General features: G+C 74.1%; 12 protein-coding genes. 8 read left to right on the top strand and 4 right to left on the bottom strand.

The genetic code is table 11. The features are described 5' to 3' along the window. Positions 1-769: acyl-CoA dehydrogenase family protein (locus DTB53_RS30660; RefSeq protein ID WP_112416017.1), on the bottom strand; the 769-nt coding region annotated here is incomplete at its 3' end. An 8-nt stretch (positions 770-777) separates the two neighbouring features. Then, the gene (locus tag DTB53_RS30655; RefSeq protein ID WP_042495649.1) at positions 778-1,917 is read right to left on the bottom strand and encodes a CaiB/BaiF CoA transferase family protein; all 1,140 of its coding nucleotides are present in this window, start codon (positions 1,915-1,917) and stop codon (positions 778-780) included. A 206-nt stretch (positions 1,918-2,123) separates the two neighbouring features. On the opposite strand from DTB53_RS30655, the gene DTB53_RS30650 reads away from it, so the two are divergent. Beyond that, positions 2,124-3,314: a saccharopine dehydrogenase family protein gene (locus tag DTB53_RS30650; protein ID WP_012378231.1), complete on the top strand. Its 1,191-nt coding sequence runs from the start codon at positions 2,124-2,126 to the stop codon at positions 3,312-3,314. Positions 3,315-3,343: 29 nt separating this feature from the next. On the opposite strand, the gene mmpA is transcribed toward DTB53_RS30650, so the two are convergent. Together mmpA and DTB53_RS30645 are read right to left on the bottom strand one after the other, a co-directional pair. Further along, positions 3,344-3,487, bottom strand: a complete 144-nt coding sequence (mmpA, locus tag DTB53_RS37010) for a morphogenic membrane protein MmpA (RefSeq protein WP_003964887.1) — start codon at positions 3,485-3,487, stop codon at positions 3,344-3,346. Positions 3,488-3,726: 239 nt separating this feature from the next. Continuing rightward, a complete protein-coding gene (locus DTB53_RS30645; protein WP_012378232.1) occupies positions 3,727-4,419 on the bottom strand; it encodes an endonuclease V in 693 nt (230 codons plus the stop codon). A gap of 93 nt (positions 4,420-4,512) precedes the next feature. On the opposite strand from DTB53_RS30645, the gene DTB53_RS30640 reads away from it, so the two are divergent. From DTB53_RS30640 to DTB53_RS30610, 7 genes are all read left to right on the top strand, one after another. Next, positions 4,513-4,809 (top strand): YciI family protein, encoded by a 297-nt coding sequence (locus tag DTB53_RS30640; RefSeq protein WP_003964889.1) that lies wholly within the window; start codon positions 4,513-4,515, stop codon positions 4,807-4,809. Between the two features lie 76 nt (positions 4,810-4,885). Continuing rightward, a complete protein-coding gene (locus DTB53_RS30635; protein ID WP_012378233.1) occupies positions 4,886-5,755 on the top strand; it encodes an alpha/beta fold hydrolase in 870 nt (289 codons plus the stop codon). A gap of 349 nt (positions 5,756-6,104) precedes the next feature. Beyond that, positions 6,105-7,328: a Rieske 2Fe-2S domain-containing protein gene (locus tag DTB53_RS30630; protein ID WP_012378234.1), complete on the top strand. Its 1,224-nt coding sequence runs from the start codon at positions 6,105-6,107 to the stop codon at positions 7,326-7,328. Between the two features lie 170 nt (positions 7,329-7,498). Next, positions 7,499-7,906 (top strand): thiol-disulfide oxidoreductase DCC family protein, encoded by a 408-nt coding sequence (locus DTB53_RS30625; protein WP_012378235.1) that lies wholly within the window; start codon positions 7,499-7,501, stop codon positions 7,904-7,906. A 161-nt stretch (positions 7,907-8,067) separates the two neighbouring features. After that, complete coding sequence (locus DTB53_RS30620) at positions 8,068-8,577, top strand: hypothetical protein (RefSeq protein ID WP_012378236.1); 510 nt, start codon at positions 8,068-8,070, stop codon at positions 8,575-8,577. A 252-nt stretch (positions 8,578-8,829) separates the two neighbouring features. After that, positions 8,830-9,246, top strand: coding sequence for a spore wall synthesis regulator SsgD (gene ssgD, locus DTB53_RS30615; RefSeq protein WP_012378237.1), 417 nt, complete (start codon positions 8,830-8,832; stop codon positions 9,244-9,246). 212 nt (positions 9,247-9,458) lie between these two features. After that, positions 9,459-11,090, top strand: coding sequence for an ABC-F family ATP-binding cassette domain-containing protein (locus DTB53_RS30610; protein WP_012378238.1), 1,632 nt, complete (start codon positions 9,459-9,461; stop codon positions 11,088-11,090).

Genomic DNA, 11,090 nt, shown 5'->3' with positions numbered 1-11,090 from the left:
GTTCGGCGGCGGCGATGCCGGCGACCGCTATGCCCATGCGCTCCTGGGCCAGGTTGGTCATCAGGTGGAGGAACGCGCCGTCGCGCGTCCCGAGGAGGTTCTCCTTGGGGACGCGGACGTCGTTGAAGAAGAGTTCCGCGGTGTCCTGGGCCTTCTGGCCGATCTTGTCGAGGTTGCGGCCCCGCTCGAAGCCCTCGGCGCCGCGCTCGACGACGATGAGGGAGAGTCCCTTGGCCCCGCCCTCCGCGGTGGTCTTCGCGACCACGACGACCAGGTCGGCGATGATGCCGTTGGAGATGAAGGTCTTGGAGCCGTTCAGCAGCCAGTGGTCGCCCCTGTCCTCGGCGGTGGTGCGGATGCCCTGGAGGTCGGAGCCCGCGCCCGGCTCGGTCATGGCGATGGCGGTGACGGTCTCGCCGGAGCAGAAGCCGGGGAGCCAGCGCCGCTTCTGCTCGTCGGTGGCCAGCCCGGTGAGGTAGGGGCCGATGATGTCGTTGTGCAGGCCGATGGCGAGGCCGGGGGCCCCGGCCCGGGTGAACTCCTCGGCGAGGACGGCGCTGTAACGGAAGTCGTCGCTGCCGCCGCCTCCGTACTCCTGCGGGACCGCGAGGCCCAGCAGTCCCGCGCGGCCGGCGGCGAGCCAGGCGTCGCGGGAGACGATGCCGTCCTGCTCCCACTGCTCGTAGTGCGGGAGGACCTCCTTGGCCAGGAAGGCCCGGACGGTCTCGCGGAACGCGTCGTGTTCCTCGGTGAAGATCTGCCGTTGCACGGGTTCTCCTAGTCGTGAGGCGTGGGCCGGAGCCCCGGTACGTCCCAGTCGGCGGCGACGGCGGCCGTGTCCGCGCCGGGCAGGGCGGGCCCGCCGCGCACGGAGACGGGGGTGGCCGAGAAGCGCGGGGCGGGGGCGGGCTGGGTGAGGCCGCCGTGCTCGACGAAGGTGGAGCGGGCGGCGAGGTGCGGGTGGTGCGGCGCCTCGGTGAGCGAGAGCACGGGGGCCACGCAGGCGTCGGTGCCGTCGAACACCTCGGTCCACTCGGCGCGCGTACGGGTCGAGAAGCGCTCGGCGACGGCGGCGCGCAGTTCGTCCCAGCGGGCGACGTCCCACCGGTCGGGGAAGGCGTCCGCGATGCCGAGGAGAGCGGCGAACTCCGCGTAGAACTTCTCCTCCAGCGGACCGACCGCCATGTGGCCGCCGTCGGACGTGGCGTAGGTGCCGTAGAAGGGGCAGCCGCCGTCGAGGAGGTTCGCCCCGCGCCGGTCCTGCCAGCTCCCGGCGGCCAGCATGCCGTGGATCATCGTGGCGAGGTGGGCGGCGCCGTCCACGATGGCGGCGTCGACGACCTGCCCCTCACCGTGGCCGCGGGCGTGCTGGAGGGCGGCGAGGACGCCGACGACGAGGTAGAGCGAGCCGCCCGCGTAGTCGCCGACCAGGTTGGCGGGGACCACGGGCGGCTCGTCCGGCTTGCCGATCATGGACAGGGTGCCGCTGAGCGCGAGGTAGGCGATGTCGTGTCCGGCGCGCTCGGCGAGCGGCCCGTCCTGGCCCCAGCCGGTCATCCGGCCGTAGACGAGCCGCGGGTTGCGGGCGAGGCAGGCGTCGGGTCCGACGCCGAGGCGTTCGGCCACGCCGGGGCGGTAGCCCTCGATGAGGATGTCGGCGCGTTCGACGAGGTCCAGGACGCGGGCCGGCCCTTCGTCGCCCTTGAGGTCCAGGAGGACGGAGCGCTTGTTGCGGTTGGTGAGGTCGGACGCGGGAGCGATGCCGATCCCCGCGCCGCCGGGACGGTCGACGCGCACGACGTCGGCCCCGAGGTCCGCCAGCAGCATCGCCGCGAACGGTCCGGGTCCGATGCCCGCGAGCTCGACGACCCTGACACCGGTCAGCGGACCGTGCACGGGCCTTGGGCCGTTCGCCATCTGTGAGCCCCCAGAGGTGTGACACAACCGATGTAACATCAGTGATGCTAAGAACGTGCCCCGCTCCGCACAACCCCTCGGGCCGAGCAAGCGCTTAGGGCGTGCTGCGAGAGTCCCGCGTCCGGCCCGCCCTGCGGGGCGCCGCCCCGTCGCTCTCCGCTACCCTCTGCCTGCCACGTCGGCACCGGCTCGCAACGGAGGTACTCGTGAACAGGCAGCACGACGCGACCCGCCCCTTGGACGTCGTCCTCTTCGGAGCCACCGGCTTCGTGGGTACGCTCACGGCCGAGTACCTCGCGGCCCACGCCCCGGCCGGCCTGCGCTGGGCACTGGCCGGCCGCAGCCGGGCCAAGCTGGAGGGGTTGCGCGAGCGGCTCACCGCGATCGCGCCCGGCTGCGCGGAACTGCCGCTGCTGGAGACCGACGCGGACGACGCGGAGGCCCTGGCCGAGATGGCCGCCTCCACCCGGGTGGTGGCCACGACGGTGGGCCCGTACATCCGTTACGGCGAGAAGCTCGTCGCCGCCTGCGCGGAGGCCGGGACGGACTACGCGGACCTCACGGGGGAGGCGGAGTTCATCGACCGGATGTATCTGGAGCACGACGCGCGGGCCCGGGAGACGGGGGCGCGCATCGTGCACGCCTGCGGCTTCGACTCCGTCCCCCACGACCTGGGGGCGTACTTCACCGTCAAGCAGCTGCCCGAGGACGTCCCCCTGACCGTCGACGGCTTCGTCCGCACCGACGCGGTGTTCTCCGGCGGGACGTTCGCCTCGGCGCTGACGGCGATGGGCCGGGGCCCGCAGCTGCTGGCCGCCGCCCGGGAGCGCCGGCTCCACGAGCCGCGCCTGGTGGGCCGACGGGTCCGCACCCCGGCGGGCTCCCCGCACTTCAACGGCTCCGTCGGCACCTGGGCGCTGCCGCTGCCGACGGTGGACCCGACGATCGTGGGCCGCTCCGCACGGGCCCTGGAGCGGTATGGTCCCGACTTCCGCTACCGGCACTTCGCCTCGGTCAAGACCCTGCCGATGGCCCTCGGCGCCCCGGTGGCGATCGGCGCGCTGGTGGCCGCCGCGCAGGTGGAGGGTGCCCGGGAGTGGCTGATGGGGCGTTACGAGCCGGGGCGGGGACCGGACGAGGCACGCCGCGAGCGGAGCTGGTTCACCATCCGCTTCGTCGGCGAGGGCGGCGGGCGGCGCGTCTTCACCGAGGTGTCCGGCGGCGACCCGGGTTACGGCGAGACGGCGAAGATCCTCGCCGAGTCGGCGGTGTGCCTGGCAGTGGACGAGCTGCCGGAGACCTCCGGGCAGGTCACCACGGCGGTGGCCATGGGCGACGCGCTCCTTCACCGGCTGACGGCCGCGGGCCTGCGGTTCCGGGTGGCGGCGGTGCGGTAGCCGGCCCCGGGAGCCGGGCGGGCGGGAGCCTAGAAGATCCAGCCCGCCAGCGTGTAGAGCATCGCGCCCAGCCAGACGAGCCCGGCGGCGCTCCCGAGGAGCATGCCGAGGGCCATGCGGCGCTGAGCGGGGTCGAAGGGCGCGGTGCGGACGGCTGCGCGAGAGGCGTTCATGCGTTCTAGCCTGCCCAGCTGTACAGATCTACGCCATCCGTACGGGTACTCAGTTGCGGGACTGTTCCACGCCCGGGACCGTCACGTGGTCGGTGGCCGCCGTTCGCGTATCCACGAAGGGTCCGGGTCGGTGTGCGGCCGGCCCGCCGCGCAGGCGGTCGGCACGGTCTCGCCGCCGGCCGCCCGCGCCGCCGTCGGCGAACGCGGCGGGCCGCCCGCCCGGGGCCGCGGGGCCCGCGTCAGGCGGTCGCCTCCCGCAGGGTCTGCCGGCACAGGGCGTCCGCCCGGCGGGTGCTCTCCGGCTGGCGGAACCGGCCGGCGAGGCGCAGCGTGTGGGCGCAGGCGTTGTCCAGGCTGATGCGGTGGCCCACCGAGACGAACACCGGGTTGGTGTTCTCCTGGGTGCGCAGCGCCCGGCCGACCACCTCCTCGCCGTCCAGCAGGGGCGAGAAGTCGCCGCGCCGGGGGCCGGGGGCCTCGTAGGTGAACGTGAACGGGTTCTTGCCGACGCCGATCACCGGGAGACCGGTCAGCACCCCCAGGTGGCTGGCGAGTCCGAAGCGGCGCGGGTGGGCCAGACCGTAGCCGTCGCAGATGACGAGGCCCGGGTCGACGCTCAGTCCTTCCAGCGCCTCCAGCGCCGTCGGGATCTCCCGGAAGGCCAGCAGCCCGGGGACGTACGGGAAGGTGATCCGGCCGACGGCCGTGGCCTCGTCGACCGTCTCCAGGGTCACGGCGTCCAGGACCACGGCTGCCGCGACGACGACGTCCTTCACATCGTCGTAGGCCACGTCCACCCCGGTGACCAGCCCGGTTCCGGCCTCCGGTCCCGCCTCGTCCAGGATCACCCGGCCGCGCAGCCGGTCCTGGACGGCCCGGCCCTCGGCTTCGTCGGCGGGGGTCTCGTGGGCGGGGAGGGGGGAGGTCGTCATGTCCGGAAGCTTATGCGGTGCTGTGCGGGCGCCCGTTGCGCGGTGTGCGGCGGGCCCCGGGGCGGGCGGCCGGAATCCCGTAGCCTGACGATCATGTTCGTACTCGAATTGACCTACACGGCCCCGGTCGAACGCGCCGACGCCCTGATGCGGGAGCACCTGGCCTGGATCGACGAGCAGTACGCGGCGGGCGTCTTCATCGCCTCGGGCCGCAAGAACCCCCGGGACGGCGGAGTGGTGCTGGCCGTCGGGGAGGACCGGGCGGAGATCGAGAGGATCGCGGCGGGCGACCCGTTCGCCGAGCACGGTGTGTGCGCGTACCGGATCACCGAGTTCATCGCCACCAGGACGGCGCCCGGACTCGCCGCGTACCAGCAGCGGTTGCCGTAGCGGACGGCCGGGGCCGGCCGGTTTCCGGTCCGGGCGCGGCCGATGAGTTTCCGGGGCGGGGCCGGTCTGCACGGGTATGGAAACGTACACACGCGAAACCGTCGGCGCCGATCTCGTCCACGACGTTCGCGGACCCCTGCCCACGGCTGACGGCCGCCCGCCGCTGTTCATGATCGGCCAGCCCATGGACGCCTCCGGATTCGTCGCGCTCGCGGCCCGCTTCCCCGAGCGGACCGTGGTCACCTACGACCCCCGGGGGCTCGGCCGCAGCGTCCGCAGGGACGGGCGGACCGACCACACGCCGGAGGTCCAGGCCGACGACGTGCACGCCGTCATCGAGGCGCTCGGGGCCGGGCCGGTCGAGATGTTCGCCAGCAGCGGCGGGGCGGTCACCGCTCTCGCCCTCGTGGCCCGTCACCCCGGTGACGTGACCACCCTCGTGGCGCACGAGCCGCCGCTCATCACGCTCACCCCCGACGGTCCGGCGGCGGTCCGGGCGCGGGCCGAGGTCCGGGAGGCCTACGAGCAGCGCGGGTGGGGGGCCGGGATGGCCGCGTTCGTGGCGATGACCTCGTGGGAGGGCGAGTTCACCGACGCGTACTTCGCGCGGCCCGCGCCCGATCCCGCCGCGTTCGGCATGCCCGCCGAGGACGACGGGTCACGTGACGACCCGCTGCTGTCCGACCGGTCCTGGGCGATCAGCGACTACCGGCCGGACGTCGACGCCCTCGCCGCGGCTGCCACCCGTGTGGTGATCGCCGTGGGCGAGGAGTCCCGAGCCGTGCAGACCGGGCGGACGTCCGCCGCGACCGCCGAACTGCTCGGGCATCCGGTGGCCGTCTTCCCGAGCCATCACGGCGGCTTCCTCGACGGGGAGTTCGGCTATCCGGGGAAGCCGGACGAGTTCGGGCAGCGGCTGCGGGAGGTGCTCGACGGCGCCTCCTGAGGGCTGTCCCGCGGCGAGGCGCCGTGGCTGTCGCCGTGCGCCCGCCGGGAACTGCGGGACAGCCCTGGGGACCGCCGGGGACTCGGGCCGGGCGCCCGGCCGGGCCCGCCCGCCGCCACGGCCGGGGCGGCGGGCGGGCCCGGTGGCGGCGGCGGCGTCCGCCCACCTCCGGGGCGCTCCCCCCGGCACCGGCCGGTGGCCCCGCCGGGGGCCACGAGGCGGCCGGACCGGAGTCGGACCCCCGGCGCCCCCGCTTCGCGGGAAAGCACCCGTCCGGACGCCCCGGGCAAGCGCTCGTCCGTGGTCGGCGGCCAGGATGGAGAGCGTTTCCCACGGACGAGGGAGAGGCATGACCGAGAACGGCTCGGACGACATCCGGCACGGCCGGCCCCCGGAGCGTCGCGATCAGCACGCCGGCCTCCCCGACCTGCGGCGGGTAGGGGCGAATCCGGACTTCTGGTACCCCGTGGCACTGTCCCGGAGCGTGCGCGCCGGGCGGGTGGCCGCGGCCGCCTTCGCCGGGGAGCGCATCGCGGTCTTCCGCGCCCGGAGCGGTGCCGTGCACGCCCTGGAGGACCGGTGCGCCCACCGGCAGGTGCCCCTGAGCATGGGTGTCGTGGACGGCGAGACGCTGCGCTGCTGCTACCACGCCTGGGCCTACCGCGGCGACGGCCGCATCTCGCAGATCCCGTACCTGTCCAAGGGCGACCGCCGGCCGCCGCGCGGCGTGCGCGGCTACCCGGTCCGCGAGGCGTACGGCCTGGTGTTCGTCTTCCCGGGCGACCCGGAGAAGGCGGCGGCCACCCCGCTGCCCGAGGTCCCCGGCTACGCCTCCCCGACGTACCGGACCATGACGTTCTCCCGGACCGTGCGCTGCCACTACTCGTTCATGCACGAGAACCTGCTCGACATGAACCACCAGTTCCTCCACCGGGGCGTCGTCGGCAGGCTCCAGCCGGAACTGCTGGGGTACGAGAGCGGCCCGGCCTCGGTGGAGGCCCGCTACCTGTTCACCCACACCGGGGGCAAACGCAACCGGAGCGCCGGCCTGCTCGCCGCCGAGGGCATCGGCGGCCAGGCCACCAGCGACGTCATGACCATCCGCACCGAGTACCCGTACCAGACCCTCGATCTGGTCCCCGAGAAGGCCGACCGCCCGGTCCTGCGGCTCTGGGCCGTGTACGTGCCCGAGGACGCGGAGCAGCGCAGGTGCCACGCCTACGGACTCCTCATGATCGAGAAGCCCAGGCTGTCCGCCGCGCTGCACGTGGCCTGGCCGTTCATCCGGCGTTTCACCGAACGGGTCTTCGCGGAGGACCGGATGGCCGTCGAGGCCGAGCAGCGGGCCTGGGACGAGCAGGGCGAGGACCGCAACCACGAGGTCTTCCCGCTGATCCTGGACGTCCGCGACGTGCTGCGCGCCAACGGCGTCCCGCTCCGTCCCCGCGCCGCCGCCGGCGCCCCGGCGTGCGACGCCCGGGTCTGCGACGACCTGGCGCCCGGGGCCGGGCCGGCCGCCCTGGCGCCGAACGCTCCGGCCGGCCCGGAGTCCCCCGCCCCGCCGCGAAGGTGACCCCGGGCCGGAAACGCGCCCGCGGCCGGGGGATCCGCGGCAGCCCCGGCCTCCGCCGGTGCCGCCGAAGCGTCGGTGGCTCCGGGCCGGATATCACCCCCGCTGCGCCGGCCGCCCCTAGGCTGGGGCTTCCGCACCTCTGGGAACGGCACAGCGATGGAGGGAACGTCATGGACGACACCGTGACCGGTAACACAGGAAGACGCACCGTGCTCGCCTTCGACGGTGACTGCGGCTTCTGCCAGACCGCCGTCCGGCAGATCCAGCGGCGGGCCCATCCCCGCACCGAGGCCGTGGCCTGGCAGACCCTCCCGCCGGAGCTCACCGAACCTCACCTGGAGCGTCTGGACCGGGAGATTCTCCTCTTCGACGGAGACCGGGTACGCGCCGGCGGGGTCGCCGCCCTGGCCGGTCTCCTCGAATCCTCCCCGGCACGCCCCTACCGGGGCCTCGGACGGTTCCTCCGGCTGCCCCTGGTCCGCCCGGCGGCGAATCTGGTCTACCGCTGGGTCGCCAGGAACCGCCAGCGCATGCCGGGCGGTACAGCGGCCTGCGCGGTGCCCCGCCCCCACGGCTGAGAACGGACGTCGGCTCCCGCTCCACAGCTCCGGCTCCCGCTCCACAGCTCCGGCTCCGGCTCCGGGACAGTGCGGCGGGACCCGCAACCCGGCGGGAGTCCCCTCGTTGCGCGGGTATGGCACGCAGACAAGCAGACCCGGCTGCCCGACGGGCACATGAGGTGGCCCGCCGCGCGACGGCCGCCCAGCGCATCGGACCCCGCCCGACCGGAACACCGCGCCCGCGTCGGCGGAAGCCCCTGTTCGACCTCGAACCGCCCGGGGCGTTCTCCACCGACTGGGACAGCCCCGTCGGCACGGACACCGGGGTCATGGCCCGGGTGACCGCCCGGTTCGGGGCCGGCTCCACCGAGGCCGCCATCATGCGGGTCCTGCCGCACTTCCGCGGCGTCTACGGTCCGAACCTCCCGCTGGGCGCGATCGGGCAGCTGGAACTCCTGCCGGCCGGGACCGGTCTGCTGTCGCGGCTCTCCCCCGGCGTCGACGTCAGCTCCGACGACGCCCGGGACTCGGTGCACTCGCTGCACGCCCGCGGCATGATCCTCGTCGCCGACGACGGTTCCGTGTGGACGACGGTCCCTCCGGGAACCCCGCACTCCGCGCCGGACGGCGGGTGGACGTTCGTGGAACAGGTCCGGGCACCGGCGGAGCGCATCGCCGCGACGTCCTGACCTCCCCCGGACCGGCTCCGCGGTATGGGCCGTCCGCCGAGGTGATCACGGGCGGGCCCGGACCACGGGTCCGGCCCGTCCGGGGTGTGTCGCCGCCGAACGGGCAGGAGAGCCGGGGTGTGCGGGGTCCGGGCCGGACCTCCGGGGGCGGTGACGCAGCTCACGCCGCGCGCCGGTGCACGAAACGAGGAGTTCCGTCGTCTACTCCAATGCCGGGAACCGTTCACCCGGCCGCGCGAGAGGGAGCAGGTCTTGTCCAGCGTTATCGAGCAGTCCGTGCAGGCCCGCATGGTCGCGTCCGCACCCCGGATGGAGACCCTGCCAGCCACCCTTCAGTACGACCGCCAGTACCCCTTCGCCGTACGCATGGCGTTCCCGGCCCCGGCGACCCTGGAAGGCACCGAGGTGTCCTGGGAGTTCTCCCGCGAGCTGCTGACCACCGGGGTGGACTCCCCCGCAGGGCAGGGCGATGTGCGCGTACGGCCGTTCGGATACGAGAGGACCGTGCTGGAGTTCCACGCCCCCGAGGGCATCGCCATGGTCCACGTGCGCACCGACGAGCTGCGGCGTTTCCTCCAGCGGGCGCAGGAGCTCGTTCCGATGGGCGACGAGCACCGGTATCTGGACCTGGACCGGGGTCTGACCGATCTCCTCGGCGGTCCTCGCTGACCGCGGAGAAAATCCGGTTGCCGGGCCCGCGCCCCGGCCCTACCTTCGTGACGGTTCCTGTTGTCGTCGATCGGAGTGGGACGTTGCTGATCTGAGGTCCTGTGCACACCGTGCAGCGCCCGCCGCGCCTCGCCGCGGCCCGGAGCGCCCGTGTGCGATCTCAGCTTCCGCCCGCCGTCCCTGTCGTTCCCGACGTACAACGGGAGATCCTCGTGTCCGCTGCCGACACCCACATCAGCTGTACTTCCCTCGCCTTCTCCTGGCCCGACGGAGAAGAGGTCTTCACCGGTCTCGATCTGACCGTGGGACCCGGCCGCACCGGTCTCGTCGGCCTCAACGGCTGTGGCAAATCCACCCTGTTGCGCCTCATCGCCGGTGATCTCACCCCGCAGGCGGGTGCGGTCAGGACCCGTGGCGGACTCGGCCACCTGCCCCAGAACCTCACCCTGGACACCGCGCTGCGGGTCGACGAGGTGCTCGGCGTCGCCGGCCGCCGCACGGCACTCGACGCGGTCGAGTCGGGCGACGCCCGGCCCGAGCACTTCGCGGTGATCGGCGACGACTGGGACATCGAGGAACGCTCCCTCGCCACCCTGGACGGCCTCGGCCTCGGGCACATCGGCCTCGACCGCACCGTCGGGGAGGTGTCCGGCGGCGAGTGCGTGCTGCTGCGCCTGGCCGCGCTGCTGCTGGAACGGCCCGGGGTGCTGCTGCTGGACGAGCCGACGAACGACCTGGACGCGTACGCCCGGCGGCGGCTCTACGACGCGGTCGACGCCTGGACCGGCGCGCTGCTCGTCGTCAGCCACGACCGGGAGCTGCTGGAGCGGGTGGACCGGATCGCGGACCTGCGCGAGGGTTCGGTCACCTGGTACGGCGGGAACCTGTCGGCGTACGAGGAGGCGCTCGCCGTCGAGCAGGAGGCGGCACGGCGCACGGTGCGGGCCGCCGAGTCCGACGTACAGCGGCGGAAACGCGAACTGTCCGCTGCACACGTCACGTTGGCCCGCCGTCAACGGTACGGGCAGAAGATGTGGGACACCAAGCGGGAGCCCAAGGTCATCATGGGGCAGCGCAAGCGCGCCGCCCAGGTGTCCGCGGGCAAGCACCGCGTCCTGCACACGGAGCGGCTGGCCGCGGCCAGGGAGCGGCTCGACGAGGCGGAACTGGCGGTGCGGGAGGACGAGGAGATCCGGGTCGAGCTGCCGGGGACCCGGGTCCGTCCGGGCAGCGAGGTGCTGCTGCTGCGTGATCCGGTGCCGCCCTACGGCCCGCCGCTGCGGGGCGCGTTGATGGTGCGGGGTCCCGAGCGGATCGCGCTGACCGGTCGCAACGGGGCGGGCAAGACCGCCCTGCTCCGGTTGATCGCCGGGCAGTTGGCGCCCGTCTCGGGCGAGGCCACCCCGTTGGTCGCGACCGGGTTCCTGCCGCAGCGGCTGGACGTGCTGGACGACGCCTCGTCGGTGGTGCTGAACGTGGCACGGTCGGCCCCCGACCGCACGGACAACGCCGTACGGGCGCGGCTGGCCCGCTTCCTGCTCAAGGGAGCCGCGGCGGACCGCCCGGCGGGGACCCTGTCGGGCGGGGAGAGGTTCCGGGCGGCGCTGGCGATGGTGCTCCTGGCCGATCCGCCGCCCCGGCTGCTCCTGCTCGACGAGCCGACGAACAGCCTCGATCTGGCGAGCGTGCGGCGGCTGACCGAGGCGCTGGAGGCCTACGAGGGGGCGCTGATCGTGGTGAGCCACGACGTGCCGTTCCTGGAGTCGATCGGGATCACCCGCTGGCTCCGGCTCGACGGCGGACTGTCGGAGACCACGGCCCGGGCGGTGCGCGAGGGCCGCTGA

The organism is Streptomyces griseus (assembly GCF_900460065.1).
In the GTDB taxonomy this organism is placed as follows: Bacteria; Actinomycetota; Actinomycetes; order Streptomycetales; family Streptomycetaceae; genus Streptomyces; species Streptomyces griseus.
This window is presented reverse-complemented; position numbering and strand designations above follow the sequence as displayed.

What these genes read in the sequence shown, in the direction of transcription:
- DTB53_RS30655 (WP_042495649.1), bottom strand. Translation starts at nt 1,917, where the DNA reads ATGGCGAACGGCCCAAGGCCCGTGCACGGTCCGCTGACCGGTGTCAGG.
- DTB53_RS30640 (WP_003964889.1), top strand. Translation starts at nt 4,513, where the DNA reads ATGTTCGTACTCGAATTGACCTACACGGCCCCGGTCGAACGCGCCGAC.
- mmpA (WP_003964887.1), bottom strand. Translation starts at nt 3,487, where the DNA reads ATGAACGCCTCTCGCGCAGCCGTCCGCACCGCGCCCTTCGACCCCGCT.
- DTB53_RS30625 (WP_012378235.1), top strand. Translation starts at nt 7,499, where the DNA reads ATGGACGACACCGTGACCGGTAACACAGGAAGACGCACCGTGCTCGCC.
- DTB53_RS30635 (WP_012378233.1), top strand. Translation starts at nt 4,886, where the DNA reads ATGGAAACGTACACACGCGAAACCGTCGGCGCCGATCTCGTCCACGAC.
- DTB53_RS30630 (WP_012378234.1), top strand. Translation starts at nt 6,105, where the DNA reads ATGACCGAGAACGGCTCGGACGACATCCGGCACGGCCGGCCCCCGGAG.
- DTB53_RS30645 (WP_012378232.1), bottom strand. Translation starts at nt 4,419, where the DNA reads ATGACGACCTCCCCCCTCCCCGCCCACGAGACCCCCGCCGACGAAGCC.